The following is a 23189-nucleotide window of genomic DNA, read 5'->3' as shown; positions in this document are numbered from 1 at the left end:
TTGGTTAAAATTGCAGTTGTACCAGGAAGTTTTGATCCTATTACGAATGGACATTTAGATATTATTAATCGAGGAGCGGCTGTTTTTGGACAAGTAAATGTTGTCGTATTAAACAACTCATCCAAAAACCCGCTATTTTCCGTAGAAGAAAGAATGGAACTTATTAAAGAAGCGACTAGCCATCTTTCCAATGTGAAAGTAGAGACTTATTCTGGATTATTGATGGATTATGCGGAAAGTGTCCATGCGAGTGCAATTATTCGAGGGCTACGAGCAGTTTCTGATTTCGAATATGAAATGCAAATTACATCGATGAACCGCGTATTAAACGATGAAATTGAAACATTTTTCATTATGACAAAAAACCAATATTCTTTTTTAAGTTCTAGCATCGTCAAAGAAGTAGCAAAGTATGGAGGGAAAATTGAAGAATTAGTTCCTCCACAAGTAGAAGCTGCTCTTCGACAAAAATTCAAAAAATCGTAACCTTGCCAAAGCGGCAAGGTTTTTTTCATGACAGCATTATTAATGGTCCTGGTACCAGTAATAATGCTGTCATGTTGGTTGTTTAGATAATAAAAAATAGAGGGATGATGAGCATGTGTAAGAATCGAAATAAGATATAGCGTCTAATAGGGATGCTGGCTTTTTGTGCAAGCACAATGATCTGCATATGAATACTTACGCCGGTAAAAGCAATGATGATTGCTACGATAAAAGGGAGGATCTCTTTCCCAGTAAGTATTTCACCTGCTAAACTAATCCCACCAGTCATTTCAAAAAAAGATGCGACAAATACTAATAATAACGGCGAAATAGAGGGTATTACTTCCTTCACAGATTCAAAAACAATAATGCTCACCGTTGTGAAAAAAATAACAGTTGTACCGATTAGCAATAATATTTGAGAGGTTTCTTTTATGCTTTCTTGAAACGGAGAGACGGCAATTGTCTTTTTGTAATCATTTTGTTGAATAGGGTTAGAAAAAAAGATGAATACTAAAAGGAAGAGTAAATTGATCAGATGTATGATGATTAACAATTTTAAGCCCGCAAATTCTGCGCGGAAAATTTCTATTCCGACAAATCCAATAACGAACATTGGGCTAGGAGCATGACAAATCCCTAATAACCAACTAGCGTTTCGTTCATTTAAAGTACCCATTTCCTTTAAGGAAGAAATAACAGCAGCTCCACTCGGAAACCCTCCAATTGCACTTAATATGTAAACATTCATGTATAACTTAAACTTATTCGTTGTATGTAAAAATGTGTTTTGCGACCGTATAAACATTTGCGTAATAACTAAATAGGGCAACAAATAAGGAAGTAATGACGTCGTAAAGATACGCATCCCTTCTACGGCACCTCTGTGAGCCGTATCTGGTTGCAAAAACAATAAAATAATTAATGCCCAGCTTCCGATCGTAATAATTATGTGCATGTAATTTCATCCTTTATTTTCAATTGTTTTGTCAGGGAAAAATGGAAGTGATAAACTAATACTCATATATAGTTAAGAAAGAGAGGGAGAACTTATGAAGAAGAGAAAGTCCGTAATCCTTCTTTTCGTATTTGCGATTATTTTGGCACTTGGCTTCTATCCGATGGAATCATATATTTCCAAACCAGGAGGTGCTTATGAACTTACTCCGTTTGTCAAAGTTGAAGGTGGGGATGAGGATGACATCGGAACAATGAGCCTACTCACCATTGCCCTTGCAAAAGCAACACCACTCACATACGCTTACGCTAAACTAGTGGATAACCAAAAAATATACAAGGCCAATCAAATTAGACAAAAAGATGAAAATGAAAAAGAATATAATGTTCGTCAATTAAAGCTTATGTCTGATTCTCAATTTAATGCTATAACGGTTGCATACAATCGAGCGAATAAGCCTTATACAATAATAAATAACGGAATATTTATTTTTCATGTAGTGGATGGTAGTGCTGCAGATAATATTTTAGAACCTGGTGATAAAATTTTAGAAATGGATAATTTGAAAGATTTAACAGAGCAATCTATCCAAACATATTTAGCGGACAAACAAGAAGGAGACACTATTCAATTATTAGTTGAACGAGTAGGCAAGAAACTAATGAAAGAGGTCACTCTTAAAACAGTTCCTGGCATTCTTGATAAACCTGGGATTGGGATTTCTTATAAACAGGATAAAATAGTTGAAACTATCCCTGTAGTTTATATGAACACTGAAGATATTGGAGGTCCTTCTGCGGGACTTATGTTTACACTTCAAATATTAAATCAATTGCTGCCTGAAGATATTACAAAAGGATACGATATTGCCGGAACTGGGGAGATGTTGCCAGATGGAACCGTTGGACGTATCGGTGGTATTGACTTAAAAGTAATTGCTGCAGATCGAAAAGGAATGGATATCATGTTCGCTCCTAATGATGAGATTGATCCTGCGATATTAGAGAAAAACCCACATCTTACATCCAATTATGAAGAAGCATTAAAATCGGCAAAAAAAATAGGCACAAAAATGAAAATTGTACCTGTTAAGACGATTGATGATGCTTTAGCATATTTAGAAAAATTAGAGCCAAAATAAAATATCACATTCTAATTGGTGCGATACGGAAGTCACTTCCTACCATTTGCTGTCCAAACGAACTTTGTAAACCTAGATAATATAAGTTCGCTGCTTTAATATCTAGCTGAAGTAATCTATTTTCTTTACTTGCGGCCACTCTACTTACTAGTGGAAGCTGCAAGTCTTTTTTTATCATTTGTAAATAAGCTTGCCCTTTTTCGTTCATCCCTAATGGGCGAATATAAGTTGGTAACTCGGTATCATGCAACTGTTTCCAAGTAAATTCAGTAAAAATATGCGTCAACATTCGCTGAATTCTAGTCCATGTAAATCGTTTCGATTTAATTTTTTCCATAAAAGGCTGGAATGTTACATTAGTTGTCGCTGCATTCCATATAGCATTTTCCATACCTTCTGTCACTTCTGCAAACTGAGCTAGCGATTCTTTCGTATGGCGTAAAATAATGAATCGAAGCAATGGATAAAACAGTTCCCAGTTAGCAAAAGAGTCGGCTCTATGTTGCCATTCGTTTAATGCATCTAAACTTGTAGTTGGCAAAAAAGACTGCACTTTAGTTAGATCATCCTCGTCAAACAATACTTTTCGAATTCCCGTTGCACTCGCAATAGTTTCCGAAGTTTTGGCCTCGTCATGATAATTTGCAATTACACGTTGAATTGTTTCCGGTTGGATGTGCGCATGTAAAGTTTTGGCCGCCTCTATATAGTGATAGCCTAAAATATTATTTGGCTTGGACAGATCTACTAATGGCACAGTCACATCTTTTGAAACAATGTTATAAGCTTCGTTTAAAGCTTTCGGGTAACTGATCCCTTTTTTCATGAGTGTGGAAATAGCTGTATTATAAGCTACTTTATTTACCGATAATAAATCATACGTATGTTGAAACGCTTCTAAAGAGCCTTCCTCGCTGCCAAAACAAAATGATGTACATTTTAATGCATCTAATAAAAAAATCGCTCCCTTTGCGAAATCACTCGCTTGAGCAGTAGCAAAAGCGTAAGGTAGCTCGATTACTAAGTCAACACCAGCAGATAATGCCATTTTCGTTCGTGTCCATTTATCAACAAGCGCTGGTTCCCCGCGTTGCAGGAAGTTACCAGACATAACGGCTATTATAACTTCACTATCTGTAGTTAGTCGTGACTGTTGTAAATGATGTAAATGTCCGTTATGAAATGGATTATATTCCACCACAATTCCCGAAGCTTTCATATACCAATCAAATCCTTTCCATAAGATCCAGACTACAGCGCCTTCCCCCTCGAGGTCAAATGAGTATTTAGACTGTATTCTGTAAATAGGCGCTTTCGCTTTTCATAATTAAATTATAATGTTAATATAAAGTAGTGACAAGAAATTATCTTGACATCTAAATGCAGTCATTATATAATCAACTTTGTTGTCTTGAGGTGATAATCGTATGAAATGGGCAATTAGTCAACTAGCAAAATATCGTGAAAACGGGATGCCGTTAGATGAGTTCGTTACCCTGGAAAATGTGAAGGAACGAAACCCGGACGTTCGAAACATTTCACCCGTTCATGTAAAAGGGCATTGCACGTTTGGTGCAGCGCAAATGAATTGTCATTTTCAGCTTTCAGGGACTCTTATATTACCATGTGCTCGCACATGGGAAGATGTAGAATATCCATTTGAGATTCAATCTGACGAAATTTTCAACTGGTCTGAGACGGCAACTGCTTCTGCGCAGGCTCATGATAATTATCATGTGGTAGAAGGAGATGTTATTAATGTAGACCCTGTTCTAGAAGAGTTAATTCTTTTAGAAATTCCATTGCAAGTGTATAAAGAAGGTGCAGACCAATTTAGACATGAAGGTGGAAATGGTTGGAGTTATACAACGGATGATGATCTGAACGATATGCAAGAAGATGAACAACCAAAATTGGATCCAAGACTAGCTGATTTAGCTAAGTATTTTGATCAAACAGACGAATAATAGATCTGTAAGGAGGTGCCACCAATGGCAGTACCAGCTAGAAGAACTTCTAAAACTGTAAAAAGAAAACGTCGTACACATTTTAAATTATCCGTACCTGGTATGGTTGCTTGTTCAAATTGTGGTGAAATGAAATTGGCTCACCGTATTTGTAAATCATGCGGTCAATACAAAGGGAAAGAAGTAGTGAGCAAATAATTCAGTATTTGTTCCATAAAAGACTACCAAAGAGACCATGGCTCTTCGGTAGTCTTTTTTTGTTTTTAATAAATTATGACATACAGGTAATGTGGATAACTATCTCTAAACAATAAAAGGTATAGCACTATTTAGTGATAATGCGACTTAGAAAGCTGAATAAAGTGTCCGAAATGATTTTCGCTACAGGGCAGACGCTTTCCGCAAAAATCAATGAAGCTTGCTGTCTATTTAATCTCTCGCTTTAAAACAAAAGGTTTATTAGAAAAGAAGTGAAAATCCAATTTAAGGGAAAGGGCAGTCAATTGATCATTGAAAGCGACCATTTCTATGTTGAAACCAACTAAATTAGCTAGAGAGAACCAATTCCCATATTAAAGAAATTACTAATAGGAAACGACAATTATTGCAATGTAAAATTGCATTGTTAGTGATTCATCATATGTTGATGCCAATTAGTCAGCGTATTTTTGTTGATTGTAGCGCAAGGCGGCGACTCCTGCGGGAACAGCACGAGCTGAAGACCCTGGACTGAGCGAAGCGAGGGAAGCGAGGGAAGCGGCTGAAGCCGTGCCCGCGGAAAGCGTCCGCCTGGAGCGGAAATCAACTGCACTTGCGGTGACTCTCTAAGACGCAGAATTCTTATAATGCACGTTATCTCTATTTTGCACAAATTATCCTTTGCGGGTAGCTCCGATAGATAAGTTACACTATGAGGGTTCATGCAATTTTCTTTCCGAAATGACGCTTCTTGTTAATCGATAGGTATGGTACCCTTGATATATAAAATTGCAAAGGGGAATGGATATGGCATTTACAATCGAAAAAAGAGACGACATCATTATCTTTGAAATCAACAGACCTGCAATCCATAATGCGATTAACGGGGAAGTAGTAGAAGGATTTAAACAATTAGTACAAAAAGTGAAAACAGATAATTCCATTAAACTAGCTGTTATAACAGGAGCGGGGGAAAAAACATTTTGCTCAGGTGGAGATCTCTCTGTATTCCATATGTTAAAAACAGAAAAAGAAGCATATGCAATGTTAAGTGAAACTGCACAAGTTTTATATGAAGTAGCAACATTAGATATTCCGACAATAGCTTTATTAAACGGAACTGCTGTAGGAGGCGGGTGTGAAATCGCTACATTATGCGATTTTCGTTTAGTGAAGAAAGAATCGAAGTGTGGCTTTATTCAGGGGAAATTAGGAATTACTTCTGGTTGGGGTGGAGGTTCGTACTTATTTGAAAGAGGAATGAGGCATGACCACGCGCTACAAATGCTAACAGAAGCTGTACCATATACTTCTGACTATCTTCTTTCTATTGGCTGGGCAACGGAAGTTTACGAAGGAGATAAATATAGTGCTTTACATAAGTTTACTGAGAAAATGATTGTCCCACATGCTTCTGTTTTAAAAGCTTACAAAAGACAGGCTATTCAAAAATGGGAAAATACCCAATTATATGAGCGTATTATGGAAGAAGTATCAACTTGTTCGATTCTTTGGGAACAAGACGAGCACCACAAAGCAGTTGATGCTTTTTTAAAAAGATAACCATTTTTAGAGTCTATTTGTACCCACTTTGCATATATTAGTAAAAAAGCAAAGGGTGATAAACATGAATGTTAAAATTAGAAAAGATAGTTGGAGTGTGGAAGAAGACAATCTTTTAAAAGAAATAGTTTTAAAGAAAATAGAACAAGGTCTTACGCAAATTTCTGGTTTTGAAGAAGCAAGCATTTTGTTAGGTCGCTCCAAACAAGCTTGTGCATTCAGATGGAATAAAAACCTGCGCCCTCAAATTTTTAAGAATGAAATTCCGTCGAAAGAGCATGTAGTGAGAGAAGTGGCTGACTCTTCCACTTTACAAAATCATTTACAATTAGCGATGGAAAGCTATGATGAGATGAAACAATCATATGATGAAATTTCAAGTGCCTATAATTTGTTAAAAAAAGATTACGAGCAATTATTAAATTGGGCCAAACAAGGAATCACCCATTTAGAGCGACAGTAGAAGTCTCTTCCATTAGAGGCTTTTTTTATGTGAGAAAAAATAAAGAACGCACAAAAAGTATTTTCTTCTGCTAAAATAGAAAGTGTGAAAACAAATATCCCACTTTTCGATGAATTCTCACAGACAGAAAGTTTCGATAAGTGGAATATTAGCAACGTCCTATTAAAGGGAATGGTTGAAACATCAAAGGGAGGAATTATCAAGATGAAAAATTTAGCATCAACAATGGCGGGAACCGTATTTACAGTAAACGTAGCAGTTGGAGAGGAAGTTTCCGCTGGACAAGTAGTACTAGTACTTGAGTCAATGAAAATGGAAATTCCTATTGAAGCAGAAGCAGCCGGTAAAGTAGTGGCTATCCATGCAAAAGAAGGCGATTTCGTTAACGAAGGTGACGTCCTAATTACGTTCGAATAAGGCGCTAGCGCTTTTCTAATAAGGGGGTAACAAAGTGGGAGAAGTAAAAGGGTATAATGAACGTCTAGAAGAAAAATTAACATCTATTTATGCAGGTGGTAACGAGAAATATCACGAAAAAATGAAACAACAAAATAAATTATTTGTACGGGATCGCCTAAAATTACTTTTCGATAACGGTGAATATACAGAAGATGGTCGATTCGCAAATGTTGAAGCAGGTGATTTGCCTGCGGATGGTGTTGTAACAGCTACTGGTAAAGTAAATGGACAAACAGTTTGCGTCATGGCGAATGATTCAACTGTAAAAGCGGGTTCATGGGGATCTCGCACTGTGGAAAAAATTATCCGTATACAAGAAATAGCAGAAAAAAATAGAGTACCATTATTATATTTAGTAGATTCCGCTGGTGCTCGAATTACTGATCAACTTGATATGTTTCCGAACCGTCGAGGTGCAGGTAGAATATTTCACAACCAAGTGAGACTTTCGGGATTCATCCCACAAATTTGCTTGTTATTTGGTCCATCTGCAGCTGGTGGTGCATATATTCCAGCGTTTTGTGATGTTGTCTTTATGGTGGAAGGAAATGCATCTATGTATTTAGGTTCACCTCGTATGGCGGAAAAAGTAATTGGTGAAAAAGTGACTTTGGAAGAGATGGGCGGTGCACGGATGCACTGTACAGTTAGTGGGGTTGGGGATGTACTCGTCACTTCCGAAGAAGAAGCAATTTCGGAAGCAAAACGTTATTTAAGCTTCTTCCCAGCTAACTATACGAAGAAGCCGAGAAAAGTAGAAGCAAAAGCGATTAAAGAAGGAAGAACGTTAGAAGCGATTATTCCAGAAAATCAAAATGCGCCTTTTGATATGTATGAAGCAATTGATGCAATAATTGATGAAGGCTCATTCTTTGATGTAAAAAAACTGTTTGCGCCAGAACTAATTACAGGGTTTGCCCGTATTGAAGGTCAAGTTGTAGGGATAATAGCGAACCAACCAAAAGCAAAAGGTGGGGTGCTTTTTGTAGATTCAGCAGATAAGGCTGCTAAATTCATATCGCTTTGTGATGCTTTTTCGATTCCATTAGTATTTTTAGCGGATGTACCAGGATTTATGATTGGAACGAAGGTTGAGCGAGCTGGAATCATTAGACATGGTGCTAAGCTAATCGCAGCGATGAGTTCTGCAACAGTGCCGAAGATCTCTGTTATTGTTCGAAAAGCTTACGGTGCAGGGCTTTATGCGATGGCTGGACCTGCATTTGAACCGGACGTATGTATTGCCCTTCCTATGGCGCAAATTGCAGTAATGGGACCAGAAGCTGCTGTAAATGCTGTTTACTCCAATAAAATTGAAGCAATTGAAGATCCAAAAGAACGACTAAAGTTTGTGCAAGAAAAGCATGCAGAATATAAAGAGGAAATTGATATTTATAAGCTAGCTTCTGAGATGATTATAGATGAAATTGTTGCCCCAAGTGATTTACGTCGAGAGCTATCAGATCGTCTTCGTTATTACGAAGATAAAGAAATTGCGCCGGCACCTCGAAAACACCCAGTGCTTCCTGTATAATATGTTAAAAAAGGTCTACCATTTCGGTAGACCTTTTTATAAGCCGAGGTGATTTATATGAACATAGGAATTATAGGTGCTGGATCTATTGGAATGTTATTTGGAGCTTATTTAGCAGAAGCAAAACATTCCATTACATTTTTAGTTCGAGATTCAAATACGCCAAATAAGTTATACATAGAAAAAAGTAATACAGTTAAGCAGTTGATCCCTAGTAATCTTGTCTTTAAGATGGGCGAGCTAAACGAAATGGATTTAATTATTATTGCGGTGAAATACCATCATTTACAATCGATAAAAGATGAATTAGACGCATTACCAAAAAATATTCCTCTTTTATTTTTACAAAATGGGTTACTCCATCTCACTTTTGCTACTACATTAAAACACGACACTATTATGATAGGTTCCGTTTTACATGGGGCAATGAAAAAAGATGCACATACAGTCCAGCATTTAGGAATAGGAGTTACGACTATTGGTATTTTGAAAGGGGAATGGGAAAGGATAGAGGAATTATTACTTCCTCCTAATGCGCATTTTCCGTTAGAAATCTCTTCTCAAATAGAAGATGTATTGTTTAAAAAAGCAATGTTAAATAGTTTGATCAATCCTTTAACGACTATTGCACGTGTTCCAAATGGCGAGCTCGTAAAAAACTTAGCTTATAAAACTATTACTAAAAATATATATGATGAAATGATGGAAGCATTTGAAGAGTGGAAAGACCGCTTTTCATGGGAAGAAGTAGTTACCCTCTGTATGAATACACAATATAATCACTCTTCCATGTTAAAAGATTATGAGAACGGTCGCTTAATGGAACTCGATACAATTGTTGGAGCGATAATAGAAGAAGCTAGAAAAAGAAATAAAAAATTACCGATATTGCACGCATTTTATTTATTACTGCATGAAAAGAATGAAGTAGGTGAACGACATCTTTAATACGATTATTTCGTTTTTAATATTATTTCCAGTCGTACTATTTATCATGACGTTTTTCGTCGCTAAGTACTTTTTACATAAACGAAAAAGATCCATCGGTATTGCGGCGGATGTAACGACATTTCTATTATTTTTTTCGGTTTCTCATGTTTACTCAGTTGTTTTCGTGAAGAATATTGGCTTCCTGTTAATCATTTGCTCGTTAATATTCGGAACAATCATGACGTTTTTTGATTGGCGTACAAAAAGTGAAATGGAAGTTCGGCCACTACTTCGAAAAATTTGGAGAATGTTATTTATGTTACTTTGTCTATTTTATGCGTTTCTCTGGATATTCGGAGTTATCCGATATGTATTAGGTTATATAAGCTAATAATTTTCCATGCTTTCTCCTGTAATGATATACTCATACAAGAATTTGTCTTAATTCAGTAACACGTAAGGAACTCTGTTGGATTAGGATAACAACCGACGCATAAGATTCATTTTTTGTGGAGCAATACACAAAACGCTAAGGTGAAATTGATAATTAGAGGTGGAAAAATCGTGCGATTAGAGCAACACACACAACCATTCGCGAACCTTTTTTATAAGAAATATTTGAATGATACATCTAGTTTATCTTCTTTTTTTCATTATGAATGGAATCAAAAGGCACTTAATAAAAGACTTCAAGAAACTGATTTTAGCAAACATAAAAGAGCTCAACTTGTAAACGTCTTAACAGATTATATGCGTAAGTTTGGGCTTTCAGAAAAAAGTAACCAACATTTAGAAGAGTTAAAGGACAATGGCGTCGTCGTAATTGGAGGTCAACAGTCAGGTATATTAACGGGACCAATGTATTCTATCCATAAGGCGATATCGGTTATTACGTTAGCAAAGCAGCAAAGAGAGAAACTGGGAGTTCCTGTTATTCCTGTTTTTTGGATTGCTGGAGAAGATCATGATATTGACGAGATTAACCATGTTTACATAGAAAGAAGTAGAAAACTTCAAAAGTTTGTATACCCTGAAAAATCGAAAATAAAGAAAATAGCTTCCGAAACTACATTTGATCAATCAATAATGGAACATTACTTGGCTGAAATTTTTCAAAATTTACCGGAAACGTTACACACTAGAGTGCTTTTTGCTAAAGTAATGAATCACTTAGAAAATCATTTAACGTACACGGAATTCTTTGCAGCCCTTATGAATGATTTCTTTCAAGAAGAAGGTTTACTTTTAATAGATGCTGCTTACGAACCGTTTAGAAAGTTAGAAAGTGAATATTTCCAACTTTTTGTGGAGAACGCTTCAGAACTATCGGGAATCGTGTTTGAAAAAGAAAAAGAATTTGAAAAAGCCGGTTTCGGAACGCCGATTCAAACAAAGGAATCCGCTGCCCATTTATTTTATGTGGAATCCGGAGAACGATTTTTATTAGAAAGACAAGATGGGATGTTCATCAACGAAGCAAAAGGTCTTTCCTTTACAAAAGATGAGTTGATGCATATTGCAGTCAATCATCCGGAGAACTTAAGTAATAACGTTGTAACGAGACCAATTATGCAAGAGATGGTATTTCCTGTGTTGAGCTTTATCGGAGGGCCAGGTGAAATTGCTTATTGGGGAACATTAAAATCAGCATTTGAACTATTTCAAATGAAAATGCCAGTTATTATGCCGAGATTAAGTGTGACGGTGGTTAATACAAAAACACAAACATTACTCGAAAAATTTTCGTTCCTGATACAAGATGTATGGGATGGAGTAGTAGAAGAGGCGAAAATTCAATACATTAACGATCATCGAAATGAACAAATTCCTCAATTGATTGAAACGATGAAACAGGAGCTTGCAGCGAAGTATGCTCAGTTAGAAGAACTTTTAATAGAGGATAATCTTAAATTGAGTCCGTTAGTGGAGAAGAATTTACGTTATCATGAAAGGCAATTAACATTTATCGAACATGCAATAGATGATACCCTTGTTGGTAAGTTAGATGCTACTATTCATCGATATGATCGAATTATTATGGAACTAATCCCAAATGGAGGATTACAAGAGAGAACCTATTCCCCACTTCAATTATTAAATGAGATAGGATTAGATTTTATAAAAGAGCTTTTAGAAGTTCCTTATGAGTTTAATGGGAAGCATCATACAGTGTATATATAAAACAGAGGAACTCTGGCTAAGATTACCGCGTCAAAAGGAAGGCAATCTAAGTTCGCCGCGTCCTGCGGCAACGATTGCATGACCCACATCCTGTGGGCCTCAACGCCTGAGTGACCAACATCCTGTTGGCCCCAAAAGCCCCCACAGTTTATGTGGGGGTTTTTGTATGATGAAAAATATAGCTTTTAGGCACTGTTTTTGTCTCAACAAGTACTATTTACGCATTTTGAAAAATTAAATGCTTATTTTTTAAAAAATGGGTGGAGGAAAGTGGGGGGATGTGGTATGTTAATGACATAAAGTGGGGTGAGTAGCATGTTCATGGGCGAATATCAACATAACGTTGATGCGAAAGGACGGTTAATAATACCTTCCAAATTTCGTGAACACTTAGAAGACTGTTTTGTTTTAACACGTGGTCTTGATAATTGTTTATTTGGTTATCCTATGGATGAATGGCGAAAACTCGAGGAAAAATTGAAAGAACTCCCTGTAACGAAAAAAGATGCACGAGCATTTACTCGGTTTTTCTTTTCAGGTGCTACAGAAGTTGAAATTGATAAAACAGGACGTATTAATATTCCAAGTAATCTTCGTAGTTATGCAAAGATGGACAAGGAATGTATCGTGTTAGGTGTATCGAATCGCCTGGAAATTTGGGCGAAGGATGCATGGGAAAATTACTTTGAAGAATCAGAGGATTCCTTCAATGATATTGCAGAAAATATGATTGGCTTCGATATTTGAGGAATAAAAATTTAAGGAGGGAAAGGCTTGTTTCATCACACAACAGTATTATTAAAAGAAACGGTAGATGGACTTGCCGTTCGTCCAGATGGTATTTACGTGGACTGTACATTAGGTGGTGCAGGTCATAGTGAATACTTAGTGAAACAACTAAATGAGCAAGGCAAGTTAATCTGTTTCGATCAAGATATGACAGCAATTGAAAATGCAAAAGTAAAGCTTGCACCTTACTTAGAACAAGTAACTTTTGTACATGCGAATTTTCGTCATTTGAAGAAAGAACTTGCGAGCATTGGGATTGAAAAAGTAGATGGCATATTATATGACCTTGGGGTTTCTTCTCCACAACTCGATACGCCAGAACGTGGTTTCAGCTATAACTATGATGCTCCACTCGATATGCGTATGGATCAAACAAGCGAGTTAACTGCTTATCATGTTGTCAATGAGTGGGCATATGAAAAATTGGTCAAAATATTTTTCCGATACGGGGAAGAGAAGTTCTCCAAACAAATTGCTCGTAAAATCGAACAATCCAGGGAAACAGCTCCAATTGAGACTACTTTTCAATTGGTGGAATTGATCAAAGCAGGAATTCCAGCTGCGGCAAGAAGAACAGGTGGGCATCCGGCGAAACGAATATTTCAAGCAATTCGGATAGCTGTAAATGATGAACTTGGAGCAGCAGAGGATTCCCTCGAAGATGCTATCCAACTTATAAACGTTGGTGGGAGAATAAGTGTAATTACATTCCATTCGCTCGAAGATAGACTAGCAAAAACAATTTTTAAAGAAGCATCGTCGTTACCTGATTTACCTCCAAACTTGCCAGTAATTCCAGCCGGGATGGAGCCTATGTTAAAACTAGTAACAAGAAAACCGATATTGCCATCAGCTGAAGAACTTGAAGTGAATAACCGATCTCGATCCGCTAAGCTACGAATTGTGGAAAAACTAATTGAAAAAGGGAGTGTTTAAATGGCCTTACGTAAACATCAATCAGAAACATACATAAGTCGTCCTTCTTTCCCAGTACAACCACAAATACAGAATCCGGTTAAAAAACATAAAAAGTTTTTATCAAAGGGCGAGAAAATATTACTCATTTGTCTGCTTTCTGTAGTAACGGTACTCTCTGTTATGATTATCCAAACGCAAACCGCAGTTCGTTCTACAACTACGGACATTTCTCTAATCGAAAAACAAATCGATACTACTTCAAAAGAAAATACAGATTTGTCCATACAAGTAAGTGAATTATCTACCTATGATCGCATTTGGAAAAAGGCGGAAGAGCTCGGTTTGAAACTGAATGAGCAAAACGTGAAGGTAGTACCAGGACAATGAATAAGAAATTTCGTTTTCAATGGGGAGCCTTTCTAATGTTTTTACTTTATGGAGGGCTCTTTTTTGTATTGTTAGGTAGATTTGTTTTCATTCAAGTTACCGGGGTTGTAGAAGGTCAAGTGTTAACAGCAAAAGCAGATTCCAAGTATAATAGAGAGCAAGTTTTACAGGCGAGTAGAGGGAAGATTATCGATCGGAACGGGGAAATTCTTGTTCAAGACACATTAAGTTATAAGATGATTGCCGTTATTAGTCCGAAAGCCACGGAGAATAGTAAAGTACCTCGACATGTCATAGATACGAAAGAAACGGCGCAAGTATTATCGGAATATATTGATATGACGGAAGAGGAAATAGTCGATTTATTGAACAAAAATATAGAAAAAGAAAGATATCAAGTCGAGTTTGGAAAAGCAGGTAGAGATATTAGTCATAAAGAAATGAATGAAATAAAAGCACATAATCTACCTGGAATTATTTTCGTACAAGATTTGAAAAGACTCTATCCTAACGGGCAATTTGCATCGCATTTAATAGGATTTGCATTAAAAGAAGAAAACGAAGATGGTGAAGTAAAAACGGCAGGGAAAATGGGGCTAGAATATATATATGACAAAGAGTTAACTGGAACCCCAGGGAAAGTAGAATTTAAGAGTGATACAAAAGGATTTTTACTTCCAAATGCTGAAAAAATGGTAACGGAACCACAGAATGGTCAAGATATATATTTGACCATAGATAAAACGATTCAAAACTTCTTAGAAGATGCACTTAACCAAGCGGAAGAAAAATATAATCCAGAGAAAATGACTGCCATAGTAGCGAATGCTAAAACAGGAGAAATTCTTGCGATGTCCCAAAGGCCAACGTTCGAACCAAATACCCGAGAAGGATTGTCTACGAATTGGTTAAATGAGGCAACAGAGCAAACGATAGAACCTGGCTCCACGATGAAAATCTTTACATTAGCTGCAGCAATCGAAGAAGGCGTATGGGATCCAAATGACTATTATAAATCTGGATCTTACACATTATTTGGTGATACCATTCGAGATCATAATGTATATGGGTGGGGCACGATTACGTATTTAGAAGGTTTTCAACGATCGTCTAACGTATCCATGGCATATTTACTTAATAGAATGGGAGATGAAACATTCATCGACTATATTCATCGTTTCGGTTTTGGAGAAAAAACAGGCATCGATCTTCCGAATGAAGCTACGGGTACAATTCTTGACACTTATCCTATGAATAGAGTAACGACCACATACGGGCAAGGTACAACTGTAACACCTATTCAAATGGTCCAAGGGATGACTGCAATAACAAATAACGGCAAGATGATGCAACCATATGTCATTGATAAAATTGTTGATCCTAATACCGGTGAAGTAATAAGCAATCATAAGCCAACCGAAAAGAAATCACCTATTTCAGCAAAAACAGCCGATCAAGTGAAGGAAATTTTAGCTAGTACGGTTACATCTGAGCATGGTACCGCCAAGCGTTTTAAGTTAGATGAATATACTACAGCTGGGAAGACTGGAACAGCACAGATTGCAAAACCAGGGGGAGGATATTACTGGGGGCGGGAAGTATTCTTGTATTCCTTCTTAGGAATGGCACCTGTAGAAGACCCCCAACTCATCGTATATGTAACTGTTCATAAACCGCATTTAAAGTTAACGGAAGCTGGTTCACAACCAGTTGCGGAAATATTTAATGCAGTAACTGAAAAAAGTTTGAAATACTTAAATGTTCAACCTGAAAATCTAGAACTTGCTACTCCAATTGAAATGCCAAACGTAATAGGTAAAAATATTATTGAGAGCCAAAGTATGCTAGAGTCACAAGGCTTGAAAACTGTTATAATTGGGCAGTCAGAAAATGTAATGGAGCAGTACCCAACTGTTGGTACTTCTATTATTTCTAGTGGCATGGTGTTCATAAAAGGACAAGGTGAAATCCAATTACCAAATTTTTCAGGTTGGTCCAAACGCAATTTAATGTTATATAAATCATTAGCGAATCTTCCAATCGAAATTATTGGGGAGGGATTTGTCACAGAGCAAAGTTTGACAGCAGGTTCAGTTGTAACTAGTGAAACACCTATTGTTGTCAAATTAGCGACCCCCGAAGAAACATCCAATGTTGATCCTAAAGAAGAGGAATTAGTGGAAGAACTACCACAGGATTAATAGAGTTATAGAAGAGGTATAGAATAGTTATTGCCATTTTCTCATAGGTTATCTAAAACGAGTAAAAGGAGAAAATGGCATTTCTAAAATAAATCAAATGATCCGTCTACGAATGATTTGGCTGATTACGATTATTCTATTTGTGTTAGTTGGATCTAAACTAATACAGCTCCAGTTTTTTCAGTTTGATGAATTGACGACTAAAGCGAAACAAAGCTGGGATCGGGAACTCCCTTATTCATATCTCCGTGGCAATATTCTGGACAGAAATGGAGAAGTAATTGTTGGAAATAAGCTTGCCCCAACATTATATTACATGCCGTCTCAAAATGATAATCCGGAACAAGTAGCAGATCAGATCGCCCCACTCATTGAGATGGATAAAGAAAAGCTATTTGAACAAATAAATAAAAGAGAGAATATCATAAAAATTGCCCCAGCTGGCAAAAACATTTCTACTGAACTAGCGATGGAAATACAAGATAAGAATATTAAAGGTTTATATTCAGGCGTTGACTACATACGAGACTATCCGCATGGGGAGATGCTTTCTAGATTGCTAGGATTTACTGGTTATGATAAACAAGGACTCGCAGGTATTGAATATCAATATGATACTGTATTAAAAGGAAATGATTCAGCCATTCGAATGTATACGGATGCAAAAGGGATTCCTTTACCGCATGTAGATGATGGTTGGAAAAGTGGAGCGAAAGGAAATCATGTGCAACTGACCATTGATATGAAAGTTCAACAAGTTGTAGAAAGAGAACTTTCTCAAGCGATGAAGCAGTATGATGCGACGCAAGCGATTGGTATAGCAATGAATCCTAATACAGGAGAAATACTTGCCCTCGCCTCCGCGCCAAACTTTGACCCTGCTAATTATCAAGATGTGGATTCTACTATCTATAATCGTAATTTACCAGTTTGGATGACATTTGAACCTGGCTCCACATTTAAAATAATTACACTGAGCGCTGCACTAGAAGAGAATGTAGTGGATTTAGAAAATGATCATTTTTATGATCCTGGTTATGTAATGGTAGAAGGTGCTAGACTCCGTTGCTGGAAAAGACAAGGGCATGGAGATGAAACTTTTCTAGAAGTCGTCCAAGATTCCTGTAACCCAGGGTTTGTCGAGCTAGGAAGAAGAGTAGGACCAGATAAACTTCAAGAGTATATTCGGAAATTTGGATTTGGACAATCGACAGGATCAGGCATGGCTGGAGAATCAACGGGTATTCTATTTAGTAAAGATCGATATGGTCCTGTTGAACATGCAACCACGTCATTCGGTCAAGGTATTTCAGTAACACCAATTCAACAAGTACAGGCGGTTGCTGCAGCAGTAAACGGTGGTTATTTATATAAACCTTATATAGTTAAAAATGTGTTAGACGGGGAAACAAATGATATTTTATCGAGTGCTCAACCAGAGATGAAAAACCAAGTAATCAGTGAGGAAACTTCTGCAAAAGTCCGTGATGCGCTAGAACATGTTGTAGCGTTAGGCTCGGGAAGGTATGCATATAGAGATGGTTTGCGAATTGGTGGAAAAACAGGAACTGCCCAAAAGGTAAAAGACGGTAGATATATGGAAGGTGAATATATTGTATCTTTTATCGGTTTTGCCCCAGCGGATAATCCGGAAATTATTGTATATGTTGCAATTGATAATCCCAAAAATTCTACGGTATTTGGGTCTACTATTGCAGCACCGATTGTTGGGCAAATCATCGAAGACTCATTGGAAATTACCGGTGGCGGTAAACAATTAGAAAAAGAGTACAGATGGGGAGACGCGGAACAAGTGCGTGTTCCAAATTTAGTAGGAGTAAAGAAAAAGGAAGTAACATCCTATATGTATCCATTTTCAATAGTTTGGCATGGTGATGGAGATGAAATACTTACCCAGTTACCAAAAGAAGACAGTCTAATACCTATTGATGGAACCATACATGTATATACGAAATAACCATATTAAAAAATAAAAAACTATGGAACATTCAGCTATAGTTGATGGCAATTAAGGAGATTTTTTTCATGACATTATCTGCAACGATTATAACACTTTTTGTAAGTTTTCTTTTATCGGTCATTCTCGCACCAATCGTTATTCCTTATTTAAGGAAGATGAAGTTTGGTCAAAGTATTAGAGAAGAAGGACCTGAATCACATCAAAAAAAAGCAGGAACACCGACGATGGGAGGACTTATTTTTATCACTTCCATCATCGTCTCCACGATAGGTCTTTCGTTTTACTTCGATAAGTTAACGACACAATCGATCGTTTTGCTCATCATATTAGTTGGATTCGGGGCTATTGGATTTTTAGATGACTTTATTAAAGTCGTACTAAAACGAAATCTTGGATTGACATCGATTCAGAAATTGATCGGTCAAATTATTATATCCATTATTGCCTACTTCTTATTGAAGCTAGGTCCTTTTGATACAACACTTGCTATTCCATTTACGAATGTCGATATCTCTTTCGGTCAATTTTATGTGGCATTCCTCATTTTCTGGTTAGTCGGATTTTCTAATGCAGTAAATTTATCCGACGGGTTAGACGGTTTAGTATCTGGAACAGCGTCAGTCGCTTTTGTAACATTTGCAGTGCTTGCACTTACATTTGAACAAACAGATATAGCTATTTTCGCTTTTAGTGTAGCTGGAGCACTGTTAGGATTTCTTTTATTCAATAAAAATCCAGCAAAAGTATTTATGGGTGATACGGGATCGCTTGCATTAGGTGGATCGCTTGCAATGGTATCTATTTTAGTGAAGCAAGAATTAATGCTTGTCATCGTTGGGATTATTTTTGTAGTAGAGACATTGTCCGTTATTTTACAAGTCATTAGTTTTAAAACGACTGGAAAACGTATTTTTAAAATGAGTCCGATACACCATCATTTTGAACTTTCCGGTTGGAGTGAACGTAAAATTGTTACTGTATTTTGGGCAGTTGGTTTTGTTGCCGCTATGTTTGTTGTATTGATGGAGGTTTTGTAAAGTGAAACAGTTACCAATTGTTCATCATAAAAAAATACTCGTATTAGGCCTGGCGAAAAGTGGTACGGCTGCGGCTGAAATATTGCATGATTTAGGTGCTTTCGTCACTGTCAATGATGCAAAACCTTTCGATCAAAATGAGAATGCCCAGTACTTGCTTTCTAAAGGGCTAACGGTCATATGCGGAAGCCATCCAGAGGATCTTTTAGATGAGGGATTCAGTCTTATTGTAAAGAACCCTGGTATTCCCTACACGAATCCTGTTATCGCAGAGGCGAAAAAAAGAGGCATCCCAGTTTGGACTGAAGTGGAGCTCGCTTATCGCATAAGCGATGCACCAATGATTGGTATTACAGGGTCGAATGGAAAAACAACAACGACTACTCTCATTTTTGAAATACTTAAACAAGGACATAAACACCCATTGATCGCTGGGAATATTGGAACGGTAGCTAGTAGTGTGGCGAAAGAAGCTACGGTCGACAATACGATTGTCACGGAGCTCTCATCGTTCCAACTCATGGGGACTGAACAATTGAAACCGAAAATCGCCATCTTGATGAATTTGTACGAAGCACATTTAGATTATCACGCCGATTTCCAAGAGTATACGGATGCTAAATTTAATATAACGAAAAACCAAGATAGCTCCGATTGGTTTATATATAACGGAGAACAACAGCTTGTAATGGATTATGCAGAAAAAAGTAAGGCGATTAAAGTACCGTTTTATGTGAACAAAAAGACGAATGATGGTATAAGTGCGGACGATCAGTTTGTCTATTGGAATGGCGAGAAGGTATTTGAACGATCTTCCATCGCACTCCGGGGGAAACATAACTTAGAAAATGTGTTAGCAGCAACTGCCGCAGCACTTTTAATGAATTGTTCAATAGAGGATATTACGACTGTTCTTTCTACCTTTCACGGTGTAAAACATCGAACACAATTTATTCGAGAGTGGAAAAATAGAAAGTTTTATAATGATTCAAAAGCGACAAATGCCCTTGCAACTAAAAGTGCATTAGAAGGTTTTTCAGAACCAGTCATTTTGCTCGCTGGTGGGGTTGATCGTGGCCATTCCTTTGATGAATTGATCCCTTATTTACATCATGTAAAAGCGTTAGTTCATTACGGGGAAACCGCAGAACGTTTGCAAAAGTTTGGCGAGGAACAATCTATACCAACAGTTATTCGAGTAAATAATTTAGTAGAAGCTATTGAAGAAGGGGTAAAAGTATCTGATGCAGGAGATGTTGTACTATTGTCACCTGCTTGTGCAAGTTGGGATCAATATGCGAGCTTCGAGTTGCGTGGTGATGAGTTTATCAAAAAAGTTATCGCTCTAAAAGAGTAACGAAAGGATGAAATAATCGGAAGACAAAAGTAAAGTACTATTCGTTTCCTCCGTCCTATTTTTATCGATTATTGGCATTTTGTTTGTACATTCCGCTGGTTCTTACTGGAGTGAAGTACATTATAAAGGGCAAATGCCATTCGCTGTTAAGCAAGCAACTTATCTAATTGTAGGTATTGCGGTAGCTTTTTTTATCCGAAATAAAAGCATTATCCGCCTTCCTACATTTTGGCAAATCTTATATTTAATTTCTATCGTATTATTAATAGGGGTATTAATCCCTGGGATAGGTGTAGTACGTAATGGTTCACAAAGTTGGATTCCTCTAGGTTTTATGAACTTCCAACCGGCAGAACTTGCTAAAATATCTGTTTTAGGAGTATTAGCAAGTGCTTTGGCTAATGAAAAGAAGTCGAAAAAAACAGTTTATTTTCAAAGTGCTATTTTGCTTTTATTGCCAATTAGTTTAATCATGCTTCAACCGGATTTTGGGTCTGCATTTGTGTTAGTAGTAGCGGTGTTCTTTTTATTGTTCGCTGCAGGATTGTCTATCAAGTTTTTTTTAGGAATTGGGGCAATTGGAATTATTGGCTTTATAGCATTGATCGTTTCAGCGCCATATAGACTTGTTCGAATTCAAGCTTTTCTAGACCCATGGAAGGATCCGTTAGGTTCGGGTTTCCAGGCGATACAATCGTTACTAGCTATTGGGCCAGCCGGTTTGTTTGGCTTTGGATATGGTAATAGTAGGCAAAAGTTTTTATACTTACCCGAACCTCAAAACGATTTTATCTTTTCTATTTTGTTAGAAGAGACAGGTTTTATAGGTGGGTTAATCGTCATCATCGCTTTTCTGACTTTTTTTACGACAAGTTTTAGGATGGCAGCCAAAGCCAAAACGAGAGAAGCACAGTTAATGATTATAGCATTTACTTCGTTGTTAACTGTCCAAACTTTTTTAAATATGGGGGTTGTGACAGGGTTACTTCCTGTAACGGGTGTCACTTTACCATTTATAAGTTACGGCGGGTCCTCACTTGTCATGACTTGGATTATTATTGGGATTATATTCAACTTAGCAAATACATCTATAAACGAAGGGAGGCGGTAGAATGGAAAAAATCATTGATATTGAAGATCGCATACCTACTTTAAAAGAACGTAGAAGACGTAGAACAAACAAAAAGTTTTCCATTCTACTTTTTCTCTTTGTCACCACTCTTTTAATCGTTCTTTATTTCCAATCGTCCTATAGTCAAGTACAGACAATTGAGCTGAAAGGTGCGTCACTCGTTCCAAAAGAGAAGTACATGGAGCAAAGTACATTAAACTTGGGCGATTCAATGTGGGGCTTTAAAGAAAAGAACATTGAAAAAACGTTAGAACAAAATGAGTGGGTAAAATCTGCTCACGTAAATCGCGACTGGTTAACGGGAGTACATATTCAGGTGGAGGAATACAAACAAATTGGCTATGAGGAAAAAGATGGAATACTCCAAATTATATTAGAAAATGGCAAAGTGATTGAGACAGACGGACAAGTCTTACCACTGGAAGGTCCAATTTTTTCAGGATTTAAAGAACAAAAAGTTCGTCTAAGATTAATAAAAGAATTAGCAAACTTACAGCCAGAAGTACTGTTAACGATTTCGCAAATCATCTATACGCCAACAGAAAATGATGCCTATTCGATTCAAGTATTTATGAATGATGGTAATGAAATAAAAGCCATTATCCCGTCGTTTGCCCAAAAGATGAATTATTATCCATCCATTGTATCGCAGCTAGATCCAAACGTAAAAGGCATTATCGACTTAGAGGTTGGCTCATTCTTCCAACCATATGTAGATTCATCGAACGAAGAAATAAAAGAGGAGGTGATGGAGCTTGAAAAAGAGCAACAAACTCCTTAAAATTCCTTCTCGAGGTCGAATATTAATATCCTTAGTAAGTTTAGTTTTAGGCTTTATACTTGCCTATTCTTACAGTATAGCTGTAGAAAATGAATCTGAAAGAAATATAACTAGCGAAAGTTTTTTGGAACAGACCAAATATAGAGAAGATTTAATCGATCAAAAAGAAAGAAATAAGGAACTAACAGAAGAAATAAATAGAAAACAGCAAGCGATTCGTAACTTGGAACAATCATTTGCAAATAGTGAAGAAAGTGTAGAAGAATTAGTCAAAGAAGCCGAAAAGTTAAGATTATTAATGGGTGATATTCCGTCACAAGGAAAGGGAATAGTCGTTTCATTGGAAGATGGCGCATATAACCCATCCAAAGAAAACCCGAATGATTATATTGTACATGAGAGCCATGTTTTTAAAGTGGTGAACGAGTTAAAAATTTCGGGAGCAGAAGCGATTTCTATTAATGGACAGAGGCTTCGAGCGAATTCGTTTATCCGTTGTACAGGCCCTGTAATAACGATAGATGGAAAGACATTCCCGGCACCGTTTACAATCGAAGCAGTAGGAGATCCCGCTGTCCTGTTAGCTTCAGTCCAACTAGGAGGTGGCGTTATAGACCAGCTAACAAGCGATAATATTGTCGTGATGGTTGAAGAAAAAGGGAATATAACGATGCCCGCACTACGGGATGAAAAAGGCTAACGAACTAACAAAAGCGCAAGCGTAAC

22 protein-coding genes and 1 pseudogene are annotated in these 23189 nt (G+C 37.0%); 21 read left to right on the top strand and 2 right to left on the bottom strand.

All coding sequences use genetic code 11. From position 1 onward, the window contains the following. The gene (gene coaD / locus ACIQYS_RS16605) at positions 1-486 is read left to right on the top strand and encodes a pantetheine-phosphate adenylyltransferase (RefSeq protein WP_402982311.1); all 486 of its coding nucleotides are present in this window, start codon (positions 1-3) and stop codon (positions 484-486) included. A gap of 82 nt (positions 487-568) precedes the next feature. Here coaD and ACIQYS_RS16600 read toward each other — a convergent pair whose 3' ends face one another. Then, positions 569-1444, bottom strand: coding sequence for a hypothetical protein (locus tag ACIQYS_RS16600; protein WP_402982308.1), 876 nt, complete (start codon positions 1442-1444; stop codon positions 569-571). Between the two features lie 94 nt (positions 1445-1538). Here ACIQYS_RS16600 and ACIQYS_RS16595 point away from each other — a divergent pair, with 94 nt between their 5' ends. Further along, positions 1539-2585 (top strand): SepM family pheromone-processing serine protease, encoded by a 1047-nt coding sequence (locus ACIQYS_RS16595; RefSeq protein ID WP_402982306.1) that lies wholly within the window; start codon positions 1539-1541, stop codon positions 2583-2585. A 4-nt stretch (positions 2586-2589) separates the two neighbouring features. Here ACIQYS_RS16595 and ACIQYS_RS16590 read toward each other — a convergent pair whose 3' ends face one another. Further along, positions 2590-3804 carry a nucleotidyltransferase gene (locus ACIQYS_RS16590; RefSeq protein WP_402982303.1) on the bottom strand — a complete coding sequence of 405 codons (1215 nt, stop codon included), beginning with the start codon at positions 3802-3804 and terminating at the stop codon, positions 2590-2592. 208 nt (positions 3805-4012) lie between these two features. Between ACIQYS_RS16590 and ACIQYS_RS16585 the strand changes: the two genes are divergently transcribed. The 19 genes and pseudogenes from ACIQYS_RS16585 (at position 4013) to ACIQYS_RS16495 (ending at position 23163) form a co-directional block, all read left to right on the top strand. Continuing rightward, positions 4013-4552, top strand: coding sequence for a YceD family protein (locus ACIQYS_RS16585; protein WP_402982301.1), 540 nt, complete (start codon positions 4013-4015; stop codon positions 4550-4552). A 24-nt stretch (positions 4553-4576) separates the two neighbouring features. Further along, complete coding sequence (gene rpmF, locus ACIQYS_RS16580) at positions 4577-4750, top strand: 50S ribosomal protein L32 (protein WP_093263953.1); 174 nt, start codon at positions 4577-4579, stop codon at positions 4748-4750. Between the two features lie 807 nt (positions 4751-5557). Then, on the top strand, positions 5558-6313 hold the full coding sequence (locus tag ACIQYS_RS16575) for an enoyl-CoA hydratase/isomerase family protein (protein ID WP_402982298.1): 756 nt from the start codon (positions 5558-5560) through the stop codon (positions 6311-6313). A 64-nt stretch (positions 6314-6377) separates the two neighbouring features. After that, positions 6378-6776 carry a hypothetical protein gene (locus ACIQYS_RS16570; RefSeq protein ID WP_402982296.1) on the top strand — a complete coding sequence of 133 codons (399 nt, stop codon included), beginning with the start codon at positions 6378-6380 and terminating at the stop codon, positions 6774-6776. A gap of 204 nt (positions 6777-6980) precedes the next feature. Continuing rightward, positions 6981-7193, top strand: coding sequence for an acetyl-CoA carboxylase biotin carboxyl carrier protein subunit (locus tag ACIQYS_RS16565; protein WP_402982293.1), 213 nt, complete (start codon positions 6981-6983; stop codon positions 7191-7193). 34 nt (positions 7194-7227) lie between these two features. Then, a complete protein-coding gene (locus tag ACIQYS_RS16560) occupies positions 7228-8769 on the top strand; it encodes an acyl-CoA carboxylase subunit beta (protein ID WP_402982291.1) in 1542 nt (513 codons plus the stop codon). Between the two features lie 57 nt (positions 8770-8826). Next, the gene (locus ACIQYS_RS16555) at positions 8827-9717 is read left to right on the top strand and encodes a ketopantoate reductase family protein (RefSeq protein WP_402982288.1); all 891 of its coding nucleotides are present in this window, start codon (positions 8827-8829) and stop codon (positions 9715-9717) included. Next, the gene (locus ACIQYS_RS16550) at positions 9701-10090 is read left to right on the top strand and encodes a DUF3397 domain-containing protein (protein ID WP_402982286.1); all 390 of its coding nucleotides are present in this window, start codon (positions 9701-9703) and stop codon (positions 10088-10090) included. The genes ACIQYS_RS16555 and ACIQYS_RS16550 overlap by 17 nt, the downstream gene beginning before the upstream one ends. Before the next feature lie 173 nt (positions 10091-10263). After that, complete coding sequence (bshC, locus tag ACIQYS_RS16545) at positions 10264-11880, top strand: bacillithiol biosynthesis cysteine-adding enzyme BshC (RefSeq protein WP_402982284.1); 1617 nt, start codon at positions 10264-10266, stop codon at positions 11878-11880. 315 nt (positions 11881-12195) lie between these two features. Then, positions 12196-12627 carry a division/cell wall cluster transcriptional repressor MraZ gene (mraZ, locus tag ACIQYS_RS16540; protein WP_142608601.1) on the top strand — a complete coding sequence of 144 codons (432 nt, stop codon included), beginning with the start codon at positions 12196-12198 and terminating at the stop codon, positions 12625-12627. 27 nt (positions 12628-12654) lie between these two features. After that, positions 12655-13605 carry a 16S rRNA (cytosine(1402)-N(4))-methyltransferase RsmH gene (rsmH, locus tag ACIQYS_RS16535; protein WP_402982281.1) on the top strand — a complete coding sequence of 317 codons (951 nt, stop codon included), beginning with the start codon at positions 12655-12657 and terminating at the stop codon, positions 13603-13605. Beyond that, positions 13606-13974 carry a cell division protein FtsL gene (gene ftsL, locus ACIQYS_RS16530; protein WP_402982278.1) on the top strand — a complete coding sequence of 123 codons (369 nt, stop codon included), beginning with the start codon at positions 13606-13608 and terminating at the stop codon, positions 13972-13974. 35 nt (positions 13975-14009) lie between these two features. After that, complete coding sequence (locus ACIQYS_RS16525) at positions 14010-16175, top strand: penicillin-binding transpeptidase domain-containing protein (RefSeq protein WP_402982276.1); 2166 nt, start codon at positions 14010-14012, stop codon at positions 16173-16175. A gap of 112 nt (positions 16176-16287) precedes the next feature. Beyond that, positions 16288-18153: a penicillin-binding transpeptidase domain-containing protein gene (locus tag ACIQYS_RS16520; protein WP_402982273.1), complete on the top strand. Its 1866-nt coding sequence runs from the start codon at positions 16288-16290 to the stop codon at positions 18151-18153. Positions 18154-18221: 68 nt separating this feature from the next. Continuing rightward, positions 18222-19193, top strand: a complete 972-nt coding sequence (gene mraY / locus ACIQYS_RS16515) for a phospho-N-acetylmuramoyl-pentapeptide-transferase (RefSeq protein WP_402982271.1) — start codon at positions 18222-18224, stop codon at positions 19191-19193. Between the two features lies 1 nt (position 19194). After that, positions 19195-20550, top strand: coding sequence for a UDP-N-acetylmuramoyl-L-alanine--D-glutamate ligase (gene murD / locus ACIQYS_RS16510; protein ID WP_402982269.1), 1356 nt, complete (start codon positions 19195-19197; stop codon positions 20548-20550). Between the two features lie 49 nt (positions 20551-20599). Next, a pseudogene (gene ftsW, locus ACIQYS_RS16505) lies at positions 20600-21661 on the top strand (putative lipid II flippase FtsW); the annotation flags it as partial. Position 21662: 1 nt separating this feature from the next. Further along, complete coding sequence (locus ACIQYS_RS16500; RefSeq protein ID WP_402982267.1) at positions 21663-22463, top strand: cell division protein FtsQ/DivIB; 801 nt, start codon at positions 21663-21665, stop codon at positions 22461-22463. Then, positions 22438-23163, top strand: a complete 726-nt coding sequence (locus tag ACIQYS_RS16495; protein ID WP_402982265.1) for a DUF881 domain-containing protein — start codon at positions 22438-22440, stop codon at positions 23161-23163. Before ACIQYS_RS16500 ends, ACIQYS_RS16495 begins: the two co-directional genes overlap by 26 nt. Positions 23164-23189: the final 26 nt, after the last annotated feature.

Source organism: Psychrobacillus sp. NPDC096426, from assembly GCF_044762745.1.
Taxonomy (GTDB): Bacteria; Bacillota; Bacilli; order Bacillales_A; family Planococcaceae; genus Psychrobacillus.
The sequence above is the reverse complement of the archived record's forward strand: the minus strand, read 5'-3'. Positions and strand labels throughout refer to the sequence as shown.